This window comes from Bacillus sp. JFL15 (genome assembly GCF_001184225.1).
Taxonomy (GTDB): domain Bacteria; phylum Bacillota; class Bacilli; order Bacillales; family Bacillaceae; genus Bacillus; species Bacillus siamensis.
In genome coordinates, this window is the sequence record NZ_KQ236689.1 from 154936 (window position 1) to 173708 (window position 18773).

19 protein-coding genes are annotated in these 18773 nt (G+C 45.8%); 2 read left to right on the plus strand and 17 right to left on the minus strand.

Annotated features, from left to right (window positions below):
- The first annotated feature begins 85 nt into the window (after positions 1-85).
- Both vrrA and AD710_RS00710 read left to right on the plus strand, forming a co-directional pair.
- Complete coding sequence (gene vrrA / locus AD710_RS00705; RefSeq protein ID WP_049627032.1) at positions 86-793, plus strand: VrrA/YqfQ family protein; 708 nt, start codon at positions 86-88, stop codon at positions 791-793.
- Positions 794-914: 121 nt separating this feature from the next.
- On the plus strand, positions 915-1859 hold the full coding sequence (locus AD710_RS00710; RefSeq protein ID WP_049627033.1) for a 4-hydroxy-3-methylbut-2-enyl diphosphate reductase: 945 nt from the start codon (positions 915-917) through the stop codon (positions 1857-1859).
- A gap of 20 nt (positions 1860-1879) precedes the next feature.
- Here AD710_RS00710 and AD710_RS00715 read toward each other — a convergent pair whose 3' ends face one another.
- The 17 genes from AD710_RS00715 to AD710_RS00790 all read right to left on the minus strand — a co-directional run bounded on the left by AD710_RS00715 (position 1880) and on the right by AD710_RS00790 (position 18726).
- Entirely contained in the window at positions 1880-3001 is a 1122-nt protein-coding gene (locus AD710_RS00715; RefSeq protein ID WP_049627034.1) for a Nif3-like dinuclear metal center hexameric protein, read from the minus strand.
- Positions 2994-3641: a tRNA (adenine(22)-N(1))-methyltransferase gene (locus AD710_RS00720; protein WP_231595035.1), complete on the minus strand. Its 648-nt coding sequence runs from the start codon at positions 3639-3641 to the stop codon at positions 2994-2996. The genes AD710_RS00715 and AD710_RS00720 overlap by 8 nt, the downstream gene beginning before the upstream one ends.
- A gap of 182 nt (positions 3642-3823) precedes the next feature.
- On the minus strand, positions 3824-4186 hold the full coding sequence (gene cccA, locus AD710_RS00725) for a cytochrome c550 (protein ID WP_016938927.1): 363 nt from the start codon (positions 4184-4186) through the stop codon (positions 3824-3826).
- A 348-nt stretch (positions 4187-4534) separates the two neighbouring features.
- The gene (rpoD, locus tag AD710_RS00730; RefSeq protein WP_016938926.1) at positions 4535-5656 is read right to left on the minus strand and encodes an RNA polymerase sigma factor RpoD; all 1122 of its coding nucleotides are present in this window, start codon (positions 5654-5656) and stop codon (positions 4535-4537) included.
- A 192-nt stretch (positions 5657-5848) separates the two neighbouring features.
- Positions 5849-7660, minus strand: coding sequence for a DNA primase (dnaG, locus tag AD710_RS00735; protein ID WP_049627036.1), 1812 nt, complete (start codon positions 7658-7660; stop codon positions 5849-5851).
- 21 nt (positions 7661-7681) lie between these two features.
- Positions 7682-8188: a YaiI/YqxD family protein gene (locus tag AD710_RS00740; RefSeq protein ID WP_045926739.1), complete on the minus strand. Its 507-nt coding sequence runs from the start codon at positions 8186-8188 to the stop codon at positions 7682-7684.
- 256 nt (positions 8189-8444) lie between these two features.
- Complete coding sequence (locus AD710_RS00745) at positions 8445-9257, minus strand: pyruvate, water dikinase regulatory protein (RefSeq protein ID WP_016938923.1); 813 nt, start codon at positions 9255-9257, stop codon at positions 8445-8447.
- 25 nt (positions 9258-9282) lie between these two features.
- Positions 9283-9921, minus strand: coding sequence for a transcriptional regulator CcpN (ccpN, locus tag AD710_RS00750; protein WP_003152989.1), 639 nt, complete (start codon positions 9919-9921; stop codon positions 9283-9285).
- Between the two features lie 101 nt (positions 9922-10022).
- Positions 10023-12062 carry a glycine--tRNA ligase subunit beta gene (glyS, locus tag AD710_RS00755; protein ID WP_049627037.1) on the minus strand — a complete coding sequence of 680 codons (2040 nt, stop codon included), beginning with the start codon at positions 12060-12062 and terminating at the stop codon, positions 10023-10025.
- Positions 12055-12942 carry a glycine--tRNA ligase subunit alpha gene (gene glyQ / locus AD710_RS00760; protein ID WP_049627038.1) on the minus strand — a complete coding sequence of 296 codons (888 nt, stop codon included), beginning with the start codon at positions 12940-12942 and terminating at the stop codon, positions 12055-12057. The genes glyS and glyQ overlap by 8 nt, the downstream gene beginning before the upstream one ends.
- Positions 12943-13243: 301 nt before the next feature.
- On the minus strand, positions 13244-14011 hold the full coding sequence (gene recO, locus AD710_RS00765; protein WP_049627039.1) for a DNA repair protein RecO: 768 nt from the start codon (positions 14009-14011) through the stop codon (positions 13244-13246).
- A 36-nt stretch (positions 14012-14047) separates the two neighbouring features.
- Positions 14048-14191 carry a YqzL family protein gene (locus AD710_RS18800; protein ID WP_007408286.1) on the minus strand — a complete coding sequence of 48 codons (144 nt, stop codon included), beginning with the start codon at positions 14189-14191 and terminating at the stop codon, positions 14048-14050.
- A 155-nt stretch (positions 14192-14346) separates the two neighbouring features.
- Positions 14347-15252 carry a GTPase Era gene (gene era, locus AD710_RS00770; RefSeq protein WP_016938919.1) on the minus strand — a complete coding sequence of 302 codons (906 nt, stop codon included), beginning with the start codon at positions 15250-15252 and terminating at the stop codon, positions 14347-14349.
- Entirely contained in the window at positions 15233-15643 is a 411-nt protein-coding gene (locus AD710_RS00775; protein ID WP_016938918.1) for a cytidine deaminase, read from the minus strand. The genes era and AD710_RS00775 overlap by 20 nt, the downstream gene beginning before the upstream one ends.
- A gap of 121 nt (positions 15644-15764) precedes the next feature.
- Complete coding sequence (locus tag AD710_RS00780) at positions 15765-16139, minus strand: diacylglycerol kinase family protein (protein ID WP_016938917.1); 375 nt, start codon at positions 16137-16139, stop codon at positions 15765-15767.
- Positions 16120-16593: an rRNA maturation RNase YbeY gene (gene ybeY, locus AD710_RS00785; RefSeq protein WP_003152973.1), complete on the minus strand. Its 474-nt coding sequence runs from the start codon at positions 16591-16593 to the stop codon at positions 16120-16122. Before ybeY ends, AD710_RS00780 begins: the two co-directional genes overlap by 20 nt.
- Entirely contained in the window at positions 16594-18726 is a 2133-nt protein-coding gene (locus AD710_RS00790; RefSeq protein ID WP_049627040.1) for an HD family phosphohydrolase, read from the minus strand.
- Positions 18727-18773: the final 47 nt, after the last annotated feature.

Sequence of the window (18773 nt, forward strand, 5' to 3'; positions counted from 1 at the left end):
GGGGAATCCTGTTTTCTGGACAGAAAAGCAAATGCCCCCTCAGATGCATATTGTAATAGCAGAGAGACAGAAAGGAGGTACAAGTATGTTTCCACAGCAGCCGATGAGAAATATGGCGCAGCAGGGCCGGCCGTTGATGAACCCGCGGATGATGATGAGAGGCAGACCGTCATTGCCGGGCCGGCAGATGATGCAGCAGGGCCGGCAGTTTTTCCCTCAGCAGCAGATGGCCGGAGCAGGTTTGAGAAACGCAGGCACAGGCGGAGGAGGCTTAAAAGGAATGCTTTCCCGTTTTTTACCCGGATCAGGAGGAAGCGCTGCCGGGTCCGCACCGGCAGCGGCCAGCGGAGGAGCAGGCGCAGGCCTGCAGGGATTGCAGGGAATTCAGAGTCTGGCAAGTCCGGCATCCCTGTCGAGCATGCTCGGCAATGTTCAGAAGGTGCTCGGCGTGGCGCAGCAGGTTACGCCGATGATCCAGCAGTACGGCCCTTTAGTCCGGAATCTGCCAGCCATGATGAAGCTTTACAGTCAATTAAGCAGCAGCGATGATGAGAATGAAGATAGTGAATCCGGCGAGACAAAAGAAACAGCCGAACAGGACAAAAAGGATGAAGATGAAAAAACGGACGAAACTGAAGGTGAAAACAAATCAGACGCCTCATCTAAAACATCAAAGAAGACATCTGAAAAAGCATCCGCTTCACAAGAAAAAGACGAAACTGAAGCAACATCAGCGGAACAGCCGCGTCCAAAAAGAACATCGGGCAGATCAAAGCCGAAATTATATATTTAACATTCTTTGATATCTCACGAAAGATTAGCTATAATGAGATCAGAAGAATGCAAGATTTGAGCCGTTTAACTACGGCTTTTTATATTGCCTCTACACTCACTTTTGATAGGAGGACATCTAATTGGACGTTATCAAAATCTCGCCGCGCGGCTATTGTTACGGCGTTGTTGATGCCATGGTCATAGCCAAAAACGCGGCACTCGATAAAAATTTGCCAAGACCTATATATATACTCGGAATGATCGTTCATAATAAGCATGTCACAGATGCGTTTGAAGAAGACGGAATTTACACGCTTGACGGCACTAACCGTCTGGAGATTTTAAAGCAGGTGGAAAAAGGAACCGTTATTTTCACCGCACACGGAGTATCTCCGGAAGTAAGAAAAGCCGCTGAGGAAAAAGGGCTTGTTACGATTGACGCCACATGCCCGGACGTCACGAAAACACATGACTTAATCCGAAAAGTAAAAGCAGAGGGCTACCACGTCATTTATATCGGCAAAAAAGGCCACCCCGAGCCAGAAGGAGCCGTCGGCGTCGCCCCTGAAATCGTTCATCTCGTTGAAACAGAGGAAGACGTGAGAAACCTCGATATTCAGGCTGAGAAATTAATCGTTACAAACCAAACGACCATGTCCCAGTGGGACGTCCATGATATTATGGAATCAGTCCAAGAAAAGTACCCGCACGTGGAATATCACCAGGAAATCTGCCTGGCTACACAGGTTCGTCAAGAAGCTGTCTCAGAGCAAGCAAAGAAAGCGGACTTAACCATTGTTGTCGGCGATCCGAAAAGCAATAACTCCAACAGGCTGGCTCAAGTGTCAGAAGAAATCGCCGGAACAAAAGCCTACCGCATCGGAGACATCAGTGAATTGAAACTCGAATGGCTCAAAGACGTCAATACCGTCGCCGTTACCGCGGGCGCGTCAACACCGACGCCGATTACAAAGGAAGTCATCCGGTTTTTAGAGCAATTTGACCATAACGATGAATCGACATGGCAGCTTGAGCACAATGTGCCGCTCAAAAAAATCCTTCCGAAAGTAAAAATAAAAAACTGAGGCCCCGGGCCTCAGTTTTTTTATAGGAAGGTAAATGGATTTGTGTCTGTTTCGGAAGCAAAAATACGCACGTCGTAATTTTTCTCCCCGGCCATTGCCGTAAGCTTCTCAGCAGTTCCTTTTCTCATGATCTTTTCAGCATAATGCCCCGGGTCCACGACGTTTAACCCCATCATCATCGCATCATGCGCTACATGGAAATAAAGGTCGCCCGTCACGTAAACATCTGCACCCTTCCTCTTAGCCTGGTAAATATATTTATTTCCGTCACCGCCAAGCACTGCGACTTTTTTCACCTTGCTGGTTCGCTCTCCGACCATCCGGACTCCGTTAACGTCAAATTTTTCTTTCACAAACAGCGCAAACTCTTCAAGCGTCATGTCTTGCTGAAGTTTTCCGATGCGGCCGAGTCCTTTTTCAAGCGGGGACTGCTCCACCGGATAAATATCATACGCCACCTCTTCATACGGATGGCTTTTTTTCAGCGCTTTTATGATGGTTTTCTCCATACTGGCCGGATAAACGGTCTCAAGTCTCACTTCATGGACGAGTTCCAGCTCTCCCGTCTGTCCGATAAACGGGTCTGCCCCGTCCAGCGGTTTAAAGCTGCCGATTCCCTCAGAAGAGAATGCGCAATGGCTGTAATTGCCGATATGTCCCGCTCCGGCATTGCCGAGTGCGGTTCTTACAGCTTCTTCATAGTCTTTCGGCACATACACGGCAAGCTTTTTCAGCGGGTCCGAATATGTCGGAACGAGCACTTCTGTGTCTGTCAGGCCGAGAGCTTCCGCAAGCAGATCGTTAACACCGCCGTCCGCCACATCGAGATTCGTATGAGCCGCATATACGGCAATATCATGCTTTATACATTTCTCAATCAATCTTCCGCCAGGCTGATCAGTGGTGATCTGTTTAAGCGGCCGAAAAATCGGCGGATGATGAGCGATAATTAAGTCAACCTTTTTTTCGATGGCTTCGTCCACCGTCTGTTCCAAAACATCCAGCGTGACCATGACGTTTTTCACCGGCTTATTCAATGTGCCGATCTGCAGACCGATTTTGTCTCCTTCCACCGCAAAAGCCTTCGGTGAAAATTGTTCAAACAGCTGGATGATTTCCTGTCCGTTCACATGTTTAGGCATGTCCGATTACCTCCTTCAGCAGTAAGATCCGCTCTTTCAGTTCAGCTAATTTTTCCTGGTTTTCATTCTTTGCGCTGCGGCTGATCTGTTCATAAATTTGTTCAGTATGCTTAAGTTCCTGGGTCCATTTCCGAAGAAACACTTCACCCTTTTCTTTTAACAAAAACGGACCGGCAAGCATTCCGGCAGCCATCGTGGTGTCCCGGTACGGCGCATCACGGTCGCCGGTTTCTGCGACGAGTATTTCATAACACTTTCCATCTTCTTCGAGAATCACTTCGTCAATCAGTTCATAGCCTTCCTGATAAAGCCACTCTCTTATATGAACGGCATGAATATTCGGCTGCAGAATCAGCCGTTCACGCCCCGTCAGTTTTGTTTTTCCGGACTCCAAAATATGAGCGATCAGCGCTCCGCCCATGCCCGCGATTGTGATGGCGTCCGCTTCTCCCTTTTCAAGGACGCTCAGCCCGTCACCTTTCCTTACGGAGATAAGAGCGCTTAAGTCCAGTTTTTCTACCTGCTGTTTGGCGGATAGAAACGGCCCGTCTGTAATTTCACCGGCGATTGCGCGGCTTGCCAAATGATTCAAAACGGCATAGCAGGGAAGATACGCATGGTCTGACCCGATATCAGCCACCAGGGCACCCGGAGGGATATATTCCGCTACAGACTGCAATCTTTTAGATAACTTCATTTCATTCACAATATCACAACTTTTCTCAGGTTCTTTTTCCTTTACTATCATATAAAAAAACCGCCCGGAATCCAAGCGGCGGATAGAGTTTTTCATATGTCTTTTATATAGGGACAGGTAAAGCTTTATTTAATCTCAGAAACCCATTTTGCCATGTCATCCAGCTTTTCGGCCGGGACAAGGCCGGCTGGCATCCCGTTGCCGCCTTTTTCAATTCTCGTTTTAATCGCAGCGACATCTTTTCTTTTGCCGACGCCTTTTAAGCTCGGACCTGAGACACCTTCATAGTTTTCCCCGTGACAGGTGATGCAGTTCGCTTTATAAATCTCTTCAGGTGAAGCGTTTGCAGTTTCCTTTTCGGCATTTTTGCTTTCACCACCGCTTGCGATCTGATGTGCATCTCCATTTCCTTTTACTGACAGAAAGAAAGTCAGCCCTATTCCCAGAACTGCGATGAGCAAAAAAGGAATCAGCGGATTCCACTTCATATCTCCATCCCCCTTTTTCATTCTCCCCCTATGTAAACACTTCTAATTCTAACTTATTTTTACAAAATGTAAATGGTCTCATTAAGCAAATTCATTGATTTCACAATTTATACATAAACAAAAATAACTGTTTTGTTTACCCAAAATTGTCTTTATTCTATTGTATAATGAATTGTATACGCTTACAATAAGGAATATAAATTAACTTATCCCGCTTTCCCTCTATTCAGGACATGCCGCATTTTTTCCGAACCCATTTGCAAAACACATGCTTATCCAGTAAAATAAAGGTATATTATCCATATATCTTATACGTAAAAAAGAACGGATCAACAGACCCGTTCCATTCTATTCGAGAAAATCCTTCAGACGTTTGCTTCTGCTTGGATGTCTCAATTTACGAAGCGCTTTTGCTTCAATTTGGCGAATACGCTCTCTCGTTACTCCAAACACTTTGCCGACTTCTTCAAGCGTTCTTGTGCGTCCGTCATCCAGACCGAAACGGAGACGCAGCACGTTTTCTTCACGATCCGTCAACGTATCCAGCACATCTTCCAGCTGTTCTTTCAAAAGCTCATATGCCGCATGATCCGACGGAGACGTCGCTTCCTGGTCTTCAATGAAATCACCGAGATGTGAATCATCTTCTTCACCGATCGGCGTTTCTAAAGAAACAGGCTCTTGGGCAATTTTTAATATTTCACGAACTTTTTCAGGCGTAAGATCCATGTCTTCAGCAATCTCTTCCGGTGACGGCTCTCTGCCCAGATCCTGAAGAAGCTGACGCTGCACACGGATTAATTTGTTGATCGTTTCCACCATGTGAACCGGGATACGGATCGTTCTCGCCTGGTCAGCGATGGCGCGTGTAATCGCCTGTCTGATCCACCAAGTCGCATACGTACTGAATTTATATCCTTTACGGTAGTCAAACTTTTCGACGGCTTTCATGAGACCCATGTTTCCTTCTTGAATCAAGTCTAAGAAAAGCATGCCGCGGCCGACATACCGTTTAGCAATGCTGACAACTAAACGAAGGTTTGCTTCAGCCAATCTGCGTTTAGATTCTTCGTCACCTTCTTCAATTTTTTGAGCATAGGTGATTTCTTCTTTAGCAGAAAGAAGATTTACCCGTCCGATTTCCTTAAGGTACATGCGGACTGGATCATTGATCTTTACGCCAGGCGGTACGCTGAGGTCATTAAGGTCAAATTCTTCTTCGGCTTTGGCAAGCTGTTGAATATTAGGATCTTCCGTTTCTTCATTTTCACTAATTAATTCAACACCTTGTTCTCCTAAAAATTCATAATACTCATCCATTTGGTCTGATTCAATTTCAAAGCTGGACATGCGTTCAGCAATTTCTTCATATGTTAAAACGCCACGTTTTTTTCCGGTTTCAGTAAGCTGGTCTTTTACCTGATCCAGTGTAAGTTCTGTTTCTGTCTCGTGGGTTTGTTTATCAGCCATTATGGATCCCTCCTTCCAAAGCTTGCAACGAATTCTAAAAGCGGTATGTTTCTTATCCGTCCCGGGAGCCTTCTCTCTTTTTCAGCATGCAGGGCAGCGGATAATAAGTGACAATTCATGATGAGGTTAAGCGATCTATTTGCTCCTCCGCAAGGAATCATTGCCAAGAGAACGCAAGCCTCTTTTTTGATGTTATTTTAATGATCGGTTCAATGCGACAATTTCTTGAGCCAGAGACGCAGCTTTCACAAAGTCTTTCTGCCTCTCTGCATCCGCTCGTTCTGCTTCTTTTTCCTTTATCATTGACCATTTTCGGTGATCCAACACTTTTTTTACGTAATCGGATAACTCGGCCTCTGAGAGCTCCTCGTTTATTTGGAGCATCCCTATATCTGAAAGCAGCTGGCTGATTTCATCATCCTGCATTCTCGCCATAAGATGCTGCGGCGTCATTTCAGCGCCCTCTTCATAAACAGCGTACAGATATGCTGCCAGCGCACGATGTCCGTCAATGTTAAATTCAAAGCCGACACGCTCAATCACTTTCTTTATGACGTTTCGGTCTCTCAGCATATGAGCGAGAAGAAGTCTTTCCGCATTCTCATAGGCGGGACGGAGACGGCGCCGTTTCGCTTTTGTCATCACCCGGGCCCGTCTTGGCTGCGGTTCGGCGTTTTTGCCGCCAGGGGCGTTTTGGGCGGCATAGATGGAAAGCTGTTCAGTCAAAGATTCTACCGAAAGAGAAAATTCGGAGGCGAGCTGCTTCACATACATTTCCTGCTCAAGCGACCCTGAAAGAGCGCTGATTTCTTTCAGCACTTCTTTCATGTAAGCGAGCCGGTCTCCTTCGTCAGATAAGTTTTTCCCTTTGCGGAAATATTGCATTTTAAAAGCCATGACCGTAACGCTTGCATCAATGATATCTGTCTTGAATTTTTCTCCGCCCTGAGTTCTGACATAGTCATCAGGATCAAGACCGTCAGGCATCATGCTTACTCTTACCTTACAATCAGCTTTCTGAAGCAGGTCGGCCGCTTTCAGCGTAGCTTCGTACCCGGCTTTATCCGAATCGTAGCAGAGAATGACCTCCTGAACATTTCTTCTCAGGATTTTCACATGCTCTTCGGTGAGCGACGTCCCCATTGTGGCGATACTTTCTTTTACGCCTGAGCTGACGGCGGAAATGACATCCGCAAAGCCTTCAAACAGAACGGCTCTCTCCTCTTTCCTGATCGGCAGGCGGGCCTTATGGAAGTTGTACAGCAGCTTAGATTTATGAAACAGCGGCGTTTCCGGACTGTTCATATATTTCGGCTGCTGGCTTCCGAGCGCCCTTCCTGAAAAAGCCGCCACGGCTCCGTGATGATCATGAATGGGAAACATGATTCTGTTTCTGAAACGGTCAAAATATCCGCTGCCGTCTTCCCTTCTGATCAGCAGACCCGCTTTCTCCATCAGTTCTTCCTCAAAACCGCGCTTTTTCAAGAATTTCGTCATGAAATCCCAGGAATCCAGCGCGTAGCCGATTTCAAACTCATCTATGAGCTCTTTCGTAAAACCCCTTGATAAAAGGTAATCTAACGCTTCCTGGCCTTCCTTTGTATTCATTAGCAAATGATGGTAAAATTTCTTCAGAAGCTCGTGAGCTTCCGCCATCTTCTGGTCTCCGGAAGATTCCGGCCTGGATGCAGAGTGAATCGTTATATCATCAGGGAAATCAATCTGATATTTATCAGCAAGGTGAGAAACAGCTTCCGTAAATGAATAGCCTTCCATCTGCCGTAAGAAAGAGAAAACGTTCCCGCCCGCTCCGCATCCGAAGCAATGAAAGATCTGCTTATCACTGGAGACGGAAAACGAGGGCGTGTTTTCACCGTGAAACGGACAGAGCCCAAAGTAGTTGCGGCCTTGCTTTTTCAATTGGACATAATCACCTATGACTTCAACAATGTCTGCTGACTGCTGCACCTGATTAACTACTTCATCTGGTATGCGGTTTCCCATCTTATAACACTCCGTCGTACATTATTCGATGTTTTGATTTGAAATCCCTTCATCATTCGACAGGATTTTTTTAAGCAGGGTAACAAATCGATTCCGATCTTCTTTATTTAATTTTTTAGGTCCTTTGGAATAGATGCCGCTTCTTCTCATTTTGCCCGACATATGACGGCTCATCAGAGCGAAGTCAATCGTGTCTTCAGTATAAGAACGGCCCCTTTCCGATAAGACGGCGATATTTCTGTTCAGCAGAAGAGATGCTAAACCGATATCCTGCGTGACTACGACGTCTCCCGATCTCACATGGTTTGCGATGTATAAATCTGCCGCTTCTTTATGAGGATCAACGTATATCCAGTTCTCGTCTTTGCTTCTGGAAAGCTGGTAGTGTTCAAATGATGCGACGAAAATAACACGAACGCTGAATTGCGATGCAATGAGCAAGATTTCCTCTTTTACGGGGCATGCGTCTGCATCGACAAAAATCGTCTTTTCTTTTTCATTTAGAAGACTAATTCTCCATCCCTCCATCAATCTCCTGCATAAAAACAAGCGAAATCGCATATGCTCCATGACTGCGGATCTATTTTGAGTCTTTGTCGAAAAATTTCCGGGAGTTATTCTTGACATCTTACCCGTAATAGTTTATTCGTATCACACTAAGCTTAAACCTAAAAATAAACATTTTATCACAATTTTTTATTATAATACAAACTTCGCGAAGATGCCATCCTTTTTGTTTATTCCCTATTTGCATACCCAAAAACCCAGGATAAAGCGTCCTGAGTTATCGGCCCTTTGTTTTCAGATGATGAATGATGTTCGCTGTTTCCTCGACCGCTTTGTTCGAAACGTCAACGACTTGGCAGCCGATCCGATCCACGATTTTCTCAAAATACTCCAGCTCTTCTTTAATTCTGTTGATGTTAGCGTAAATGGCTTTGTCATTTAAGCCGAGAGATTTTAACCGTTCTTTTCGAATATGGTTCAGTTTATCAGGGCTGATTTTTAACCCGATGCATTTTTTCGGATCAACGCTGAACAGTTCTTCCGGCGGATCGACTTCAGGTACGATCGGCACGTTGGCCACTTTCAGGCGCTTATGGGCAAGATATTGAGATAATGGGGTTTTAGACGTTCTTGATACGCCAAGCAGGATGATATCGGCTTTTAAAATGCCTCTTGGGTCCCTGCCGTCGTCATATTTAACGGCAAACTCGATCGCCTCGACCTTTTTGAAATAATCTTCATCAAGCTGGCGGACGCGGCCCGGTTCATATTTCGCCGTCAGACCGTAGGCTGTTTCCATTTTGTCGATGAGCGGACCGATAATATCGTAGTACATCACATTCGCTTTTTCCGCTTGTTCAACTAAGTATTTGCGCATTTCAGGAACAACGAGCGTAAAACAGATAATGCCGCCGTCCGCTTTGGCGAGAGACACGACTTCATTAATGGTGCCGATATCTTCCACATAAGGTATTCTTCTGATATGCGTATCATCGGCTGAGCCGTTAAACTGGCTGAGCGAGGCTTTTACAACGAGTTCGGCGGTTTCTCCGACTGAGTCTGATACTACATAAATGATGCGATTGTCCATGTTATCCCCCCGTTAGTTTTCAAGCTTATATGATTTCATTCTCTGATAAACTGACAAGTATCTTGGTCATATTCGTTTTGGTAAAGCGGCCGATGACCTCAAAGCCTTTATCCGTATCTTTAATAACGGGCAGGGCATCGATTTGTTTCTCAATCAAATATTTGGCGATGTCCATCACATAATCGTCACGCCGGCAGACGGCGATATTCGGCATTCTGGTCATAATAATATGAACCGGTATTGAGGCAAGTTCCTGCTGGCCGATGCTCGCCCGCAGCAAATCTTTGCGTGACAGCACACCGACTAAGACAGCATCACGATCTACGACAAATAACGTGCCGACATCTTCTAAAAACATGGTGCAGATGGCATCGTATACCGAGACGTTTTCATTGATGACGACAGGGATCGATTGAAAATCTTTCACTTGCAGCTTTTTCAGTTTATCCGCAAGCAGCTGATTTCCCGTTTTTCCGGTATAAAAATAACCGACCCGCGGACGGGCCTCTAAGAAGCCTGACATGGTGAGTATGGCCAAGTCCGGCCGCAGCGTGGCTCTTGTTAAATTGAGCTGTTCTGCAATATGCTCTCCGGTAATCGGGCCGTTTTCCTTTACAATTTGTAAAATTTGTTCTTGCCGTTTATTTAATTCGATCGTACTCACCACCTTTATGGAAGGGTTTCATTATCTATGTTTTTCATTCTGTGATGTTTATGTAAAAGGGGAAAAGACGATTGCCGATCACACAGCAACCGTCTTTTTCTTTATTTTACAATAAGATGATTCATATTAGCAAAAGACTTGATCACATCTGCAAGTGCAGTCATTTGCGCTAAACGGTTGGTTTTTAATGCTTCATTGTCCGCATTTACCATCGTGTGATTAAAGTAATCTTCGATCGGCTCCTTTAACCCGCTGAGCGCGGCCAGCGCCTGTTCATAGTTTTTAGAGGCAAAGCTTTCCGCGACACTGTCTTTTGTTTTTTGATAAGCGTCAAACAGCTTTTTCTCCTGTTCATTTTCAAACAGATCAGGCTTGATATCACGGCTCTCGCCTTTTTTACTGATGGAGATGACCCGTCCCAATGATTCAGCCGTTTCTTTAAATCCAGGTGTGCCGAGGTGTTTCTCAAGCACTTTTGCTTTAGAAACAGCTGCATACGGCTCAAGCTCTGTGCTGTCCAGAACGGCTTCAATCACATCATGACGGATGTCTTCAGCGTTTAAGACGTATTTCAGACGCTGTGTAAAGAAATCGAGAAGCTCATTTTCTTTTTCCGTTTCTGTCAATGACAGCAGTTCTTTAAAAGAGATGCCCCAGTTGCGGTCGATCAGAATGGAAACGATGCCGCTTGCCTGACGGCGCAATCCGTACGGATCCTGAGAACCTGTCGGGATCACGTCAATGCTGAAGAAGGAAGCAATCGTGTCCAGTTTATCGGCTAATGCCACGACCGCACCGATAAAGGTTGAAGGCACCTCTCCCCCGGCCGCTCTCGGCATGTAGTGCTCATTTACCGCGGCAGCGACGGCTTCATCTTCACCGAGCATGCGCGCATATTTTTCTCCCATGACGCCTTGAAGCTCAGGGAACTCATAAATCATATGTGTAACAAGGTCAAATTTAGAAATCTCTGCGGCGCGCTTCACATGTTTTTGCGTCTGTTCATCAGCCTTCAGGCGGACGGCTAGTTTACCCGCAATGGTGACCACTCTTCTTACTTTATCCCCAAGGGAACCGAGCTCTTCATGGAAAACGACATTTTCCAGTTTCTTCACATTTTCATCAATGTTCAGCTTTTGGTCTTCCTTGTAGAAGAACGCAGCATCTGAAAGTCTTGCTCTCAGCACTTTCTCGTTTCCGCGGGCAACATTTTCAAGGGCATGGCTGTTCCCGTTTCTTACCGTAATAAAATGAGGCAGCAGATTCCCGTTTTCATCTTTTACCGGGAAGTAGCGCTGATGCTCTTTCATGGTTGTCACAAGCACTTCTTCAGGTAAAGAAAGAAACTCGGGTTCAAAAGAGCCGTAAAGCGCTGTCGGATATTCCACCAGATGATTGACTTCGTTCAGCAGATCTTCATCTATCGGAATATTCCATTTCTTTTCGTTTGCAAGCGCGTCCAGCTGCCCCTGAATCATTTGTTTGCGCACTTTCGGGTCGGCAATGACGTGCTGTTCTTTCAGCAGCTCTTCGTATGATGACGGTGCATCAACAGATACTTCTTGGCCGAGAAAACGATGTCCCTGTGTGTTCCGGCCCGTCTCTACGTTCGTGATGTCAAACGGAATGACGTCTTTTCCGAAGAGAGCGGCAATCCATTTGATCGGACGGATATAACGCAGATCCTGTGTGCCCCAGCGCATGTTTTTCGGGAAATGCATTCCGGTAATCAAGTTTTCCAGCTGCGGTAAAAGTGTTTTCGTCTCTTGTCCCGCCTGGAATTTTTGGACGAAAACATATTCCGTGCCATTTACATCTTTAATATACAGGTCATCCACTCCGGCGCCTTGGCCTTTGGAAAAACCGATAGCGGCTTTTGTCCAGTTTCCGTCAGCATCGAGAGCGATTTTTTTAGCCGGTCCTTTTGCTTCTTCCTGAATATCAGCCTGTTTTTCTGCTACGTCTTTTATATATACTGCCAGACGTCTCGGTGTATTAAAAAGTTTCACTTCACCGTGGGCAATATTTTTTTCAGCCAGCCAGCCGGTCAGTTTGTCACCGAGCTGCACCATGCTGTCATGTAAAAAACGCGCCGGCATTTCCTCGAGTCCGATCTCTAAAAGCAAATCTTGTTTACTCATGGGAAGAGCCCTCCTCTTTAAACATTGGGAACCCTAATTTTTCCCGTTCTTCATAATACGTTTTTGCTACTTTTCTCGCTAAGTTGCGGACCCTTCCGATATAACCCGTCCGCTCTGTCACTGAGATTGCGCCTTTTGCGTCAAGCAGGTTAAATGTGTGAGAGCATTTCAGCACATAATCATAGGCCGGATGCACAAGGCCGTTATCCATTTGTCTGATTGCTTCTTTTTCGTAAGTGCTGAACAAATGGAAAAGCATATCCACATCTGATGTTTCAAATGTATAAACGGAATGTTCATATTCAGCCATCATAAACAAATCTTTCACTGTGAATCCTGATGTCCATTCCAGATCAAAGACGTTTTCTTTATCCTGAATATAAGACGCAAGACGCTCAATACCGTACGTAATCTCAACAGACACCGGTTTACATTCAATTCCGCCCACCTGCTGGAAGTACGTAAACTGGGTGATTTCCATACCGTCAAGCCATACTTCCCAGCCAAGGCCTGCACAGCCTAAAGACGGGTTTTCCCAGTTGTCTTCTACGAAACGAATATCATGCTCGAGCGGATCAATACCGAGCGCGCGCAATGAATCTAGGAAAAGCTCCTGGATGTTATCAGGCGACGGCTTGATAATGACTTGGAATTGGTGATGCTGATAAAGCCTGTTCGGGTTTTCTCCGTACCGTCCGTCCGCAGGCCGTCTGGAAGGCTCAACGTAAGCCACTTTCCACGGCTCGGGTCCGATGCTTCGTAAAAATGTATACGGGCTCATTGTGCCTGCGCCTTTCTCCACATCATACGACTGCATGAGCACACAGCCTTCATTAGACCAGTGCTTCTGCAAGGTTAAAATCATATCTTGAATGTTCATTTCAAGCACCTCCACTTTCTCCATTCTTTTACAAGTGCGGCGGCAATCAAAAAACTCCCGTCTCTATGCTTGCCAGCCGCAAACATAGGGACGAGAGTTCTCCCGCGGTTCCACCCTAGTTGCTGAGGATGTGAATCGCTCAGCCTCTTTTTAAAGAGTTGCTCAAGAATGCCTTTCGTTGCGCGCTCATCCCTAGCTTACACTGTCCTAAGGTCGCTTATATGAGTTGGACGCAAGTACTTCTTTCTGTCACTGCAACATATTTTATAATAAATCATCATATAAAAAGATGGGCAGAATGTCAACTTTTGTTTTCATCCAAAAGGTTCTTCATGCTTTCCATCTGATCTAAAAACCGCTTTGACTTTAAATAAAGCCCTGAATATTCCTCGTAATACAGATCAATGACCCGTTTTATTTCATTTTTGGTTTCGTGCTTTAACGAGACGCTGCCGAGCCTTCCGATATCAAAGTAATAAAAAAGCCTTAGCAGCCTTGCCGTTTGCGGCGAAATCGGAACTTTGTACGGATCCTTTTCAAAGCAGCGGTGGCAGATAAAACCGTTATCTCTTATGGAAAAATGAAACGTCCCGTCCCGGCTTTTACAGTGGACACAATGATTCAGCTCCGGATACAGCCCCATGACGCCAAGCATTTTCATCTGAACGATAAAGGTGATCACGTCCGGGTCAGTCCCCTCATTCAGCCTCTTAAAGGATTCGAGAATCAATTCGAATAAATAGGGGTTCGGTTTCTTCTCCTCCGTTCCTTTGTCAGTGAGTTCAGCGATAAAAGCGGCATATGCCGTCAAAAACAAGTCTTCTCTGATCGTTCTCATGCCGAGAATCATTTCACCCTGCTGGAGCGTGCCGAGTCCGGATGTTCTTTGCATTAAAAATGACCCGTACAAAAAAGGCTGGCTGACTGCTGACAGCCGGCTGGCTGACTTCCTGGCACCCCTTGCCATGACGCCGATTTTGCCGTGTTCCCTCGTCAGCAATGTCACGATTTTATTCGTCTCTCCGTAGTCATTCGTACGAAGCACGATTCCTTCACATTTTGTCAGCATTTCCGCACCTTCCAACAACGGGAGGGGCCAAGAGGTTTACAAAATTGGAAAATCAATACGGGCTAGCTCATCTTCCGGTTCTTCGGGTCTTTCCAGGTTCTCTTTTTCCAGTTCTTTAAAAAGAAGGTACGTATCAACACTTCCTGTTTGAGAAAATACGTTCCAGGTAAAATTCAACACAAAAAACCCACCTTTCATCATTAAACTAGCTTGCCAATCCAAATTCTTACCCTTATCTTGACCTGATGTCCTCCTTTTCATGTTAAACAAATTTTGCTAACGAATCCCTGTTTCTGTGAGGTAATCCCACACATCAGGCATGCGCCTCAGATGACTTAATATTCATCCTCTTTGAAGCCGAAATCACGCAGCTGAGACATTTTATTCCGCCAGTCCTTCTGCACCTTCACCCAAAGTTCCAGGTAAACACGTGAGCCCAGCAGCGCTTCAATATCAGCCCGCGCTCTTTTGCCGACTTCTTTCAGAAGAGCTCCTTTTTTCCCGATGACGATTCCTTTTTGAGAATCCCGCTCGACCACGATGGTGGCGGCGACATGGACGGAGCCGTTCTCCTGCCCTTTAATGGACTCGATAGCGACAGCGATGCTGTGCGGCACTTCTTCCCTTGTAAGATGGAGCACCTTTTCCCTGATCAGTTCAGAAATAATAAACCGCTCAGGATGGTCAGTCACCTGATCGCTCGGATAGAACTGAGGCCCTTCCGGTAAATACGCTTCAATCTGCGTGAGCAGGGTCTCGACGTTGTTTCCTTCCAAAGCTGAGATCGGCACGATTTCCTTAAACGGATAGCGCGAACGGTACTCATCAATTAAAAGAAGGAGCTGATCAGGGTGGATCTTATCAATTTTGTTTACGATCAAAAAGACCGGCGTGGACGTCTGTCCAAGCTTTTCAATGATAAACTCGTCGCCCTTTCCGTATCCTTCCTCGGCGTTAATCATAAATAACACCAAGTCAACTTCTTTCAGCGTGTTCTGCGCCACTTTCATCATAAAATCGCCAAGCTTGTGCTTCGGTTTGTGAATGCCCGGTGTATCAATAAAAATGGTCTGCGATGTGCCTGTTGTCAGCACCCCTTGGACTTTATTTCTCGTTGTCTGGGGTTTGTCGCTCATGATGGCGATCTTTTGACCGATGACCCTGTTTAAAAAGGTCGACTTTCCAACATTCGGTCTTCCGATGATTGATACAAATCCTGATTTAAAGCTTTCGTTCGTCATGTAAATCCTCCGATGAAAATGCGCCCGGCAATAATTCTTCCGCAGTCATTTCTTTTATTTGTCCTTGTAAGTTGGTCAGAATAACAAGCATATCCTTTGAGCACAGCTCGGAAATTACTTGTCTGCAGGCTCCGCACGGTGAAACCGGTCCCGGAGTGTCCGCAGCCACGGCGAGCATCGCAAATTCCGTATCCCCCTCGGAAACAGCTTTGAATATCGCCGTGCGTTCAGCACAGTTGCACATGCTGTATGCCGCATTCTCAATGTTGCAGCCTCTGTACACTTTTCCGTCTTTGGTAAGAAGAGCGGCTCCCACTCTGAAGTTTGAATACGGCACATATGCTGTGTCCCGTGCTGTTAATGCTTCTTGAATCAATTCTTGTCTGTTCATGTGTACTTTTCCTCTCTTACCTTAATCCTGAATGATACCGCTGTCACTTTTATTTTACATAATTATGATTGGTTTTTCACGCCCATTTTTGGCAATGTAAAATAATTGTAAGAATCTTCTGCTAACATATCTTCGGCAAGAAGATGAGTAAACCAATAATACACGAAATCACGGCAAAGACGCAAACGGCTCCGGCGGCCGCATCCTTTGCCGCTTTTGCGAGCGGATGATACTGATCGGTAACTAAATCAACAACATGCTCTATCGCCGTATTTACAAGCTCAAGAGCAAGCATTCCGCCAATCAGGATCAAAATAACGGCCCATTCGGCCGTACTGAGCCCGGTGAGAAAACCGCAAAGGATAACGGCGCAGGCTGCGATAATATGAAATTGAAAATTCCGCTCTGACCGCGCCGTTTTCCAGATTCCCCTCCATGCATGGACAAAGCTTTTCAGGAATCTGCTCCACTCGTTTTTATGATCTCGTGAGTCCATACTCATCCAGCAAATCCTTTTGCTTTGAAAACATTTCTTCCTCTTCTTCTTTTGTCATGTGATCATAGCCCAGCAGATGCAAAAAGCCGTGGACGGCCAGAAAGCCGAGCTCTCTCATAAACGAATGGCCGTACTCTTCAGCCTGCTCCTTCGTTCTGTCGGCACTGATGATAATATCTCCTAAAACAGGCGGCATGTCGGCGCCTACGATTTCAACCTCGTCTTCGCCTTCTTCTTCAAGCGCAAACGAAATGACGTCAGTCGGAGTGTCTTTTCCCCGGTAGTCTCTGTTGATTTCTCTGATTTCTTCATTTGTCACAATCGTGACCGATACTTCAGCCTGATCCTGAACGCCTTCTTTTTCTGCCGCGAATTGGAGCAGCTTCTCCACTTCTTGGAGCGCATCAGCTGAGACGCTGTTCGTTTCATCAACAATATCTATGAGTAAACCCATTTATTTCACCTTCTTCGTAGCCTCCGGATATTCAATCCGGGAGTGGAAAATTCCTTTTAAAGTCGCACATAGTGTTTTGGCGATCGTATCCAGTTCTCGGAACGTGAGATCACATTCTGAGAATTGTCCGTCCTGAAGCTTATCGGATATAATTCCCCGCACCAGTTTTTCGATCCGCTCGGGATTGGGATTATGCATGGAACGGACGGCGGCTTCAACGCTGTCGGCCACTGAGATAATAGCCGCTTCTTTCGATTGCGGCTTCGGCCCCGGGTAGCGGAACTCTTTCTCTGTAATCTGGTCGCCCTTTTCTTTCGCTTTATAATAAAAGAATTTTAAAAGGGACGTTCCGTGATGCTGCTCCGCGATATCCACAAGCTCTTTCGGAAACTTATAGCTTCTGAGCATATTCGCACCGTCTGTCGTATGCGCGATAATGATATTTTTGCTGAGCTGAGGAGACAGCTTGTCATGCGGATTATCCATATTCATTTGATTTTCAATAAAATATTGCGGGCGTTTCGTTTTGCCGAGATCGTGATAATACGCACCGACCCTTGCCAAAAGACCGTTTGCCCCTACAGCTTCACAGGCCGCTTCCGACAAATTCGCCACCATGACGCTGTGATGATATGTACCGGGTGTTTCCGTTAAAATCTTTCGAAGCAGGGGATGGTTCGGATTAGACAGTTCAATCAGCCTCATCGTAGAAAGAATGCCGAATCCCGTCTCAAAAAACGGCATCAGACCGATAATCAAAACGGATGAAGCCAGTCCCGAGACGACCCCCATCAGCATCAGCGTTCCGATTTCAACAGGCGACAGCGCCGTGTTTTGGATTAATAAAAGCGACAGCACGATAATCATATTAATAAATGAGACGAACAATCCCGCCTGCAATATTTTAGATCTCGCGTTATGTTTCCCCAAAAACAGAATGCCTGAAATGCTGCTGATTAAATAGTAAATGCCGATGACGTAATTAAATGTTCCCGTCACACCCTGATTAAACATCATACTGCCGCAGATCGCCAGAATGATGCTTCCTAAAATGGCAAGCCTTTCATTGAGCAGCAGCCTGATCAAAATCGCGCCGGCGGCGATCGGAACCAGATACCCGATGTTGGTGTATTCAATCTTCTGAAAGAGACTGACGACTTCCATTATGACGAGAATAAGCGTTGTAATGATAGAAAACAGCAATAGGGATTTATTTTTCAGCTTAAGCTCCTGCTGCTGTTTCTCGAAATAGTAGACAAGCGTGGCAATAAACAGCCCGATCATCAGAAGAAGACCGCTGATCGGCTTTAATAGGTTGGAATTATTCAAAAGCCCCGTCAGTTCGAGCTTTCTGTATACTTCCCGGTCGATCAGGTCATTCTCTTCCACGAGAACCTGTCCTTGTTTGATCTGCACCGGCTGAACGCTGTCTGACGCTTCCTGACGTTTTTCATCGGTCGCTTTCGGATCAAATACGTAATTCGGGATTACCGCATATTTTCCGATTTCAGTCGCAGCCGCTAAATATTTTGACGGCACGGAGGCGCTTTTCAGCTCTTTGGCGACCTTATCCTTCGCTTCTGCAAGCTTTTCAGAAGGAATTTCACTGCTCATCACCGTGTTCACCGCGGTTATGACAGAATCCCTCACAAATGAAAAATCTTCATTGTTCGCATGGAGAAGCGATTTAATGGCATCTTCCGAGATGGATTCATTGACATCCTGTGTCAGCTTGCTTTTCACCGATTTGACCAGCGATTTTTCCGAAGGTGACTTTTTGTCTTTATCCGCATCTGTTTTCACTTCGCCGATGCTGTCAAATATGGAAGTGATCAGGTCAAGCCGGTTGTCGGTATAGCCTTTTTTCAGAGTGTATTGATCTTCTACTGCATCTTCGGCCGCTTGTTTTTTCGCTTCCGTCGCCTGCTGATCTTCCACTGTGGCGGGCGCGTAAATCGTCTTATCACTGACTGAGAACAAATCCAAATTAAGTGATTCAGGTTTTACATGAATAAAGAGCAAACCAAACATGATCGCTGAAAGCAGCAGATACAGCAGCACATGGGCTGAGCGGGCATGTCTGAAAGTGCGGAACCGTTCCCGGGCGCTTTTACCCTTTCCCTTCTTTTTCAAAACAAGAACCTCCTCCCTGAAACATCAGGAACACATCATATAAAAAT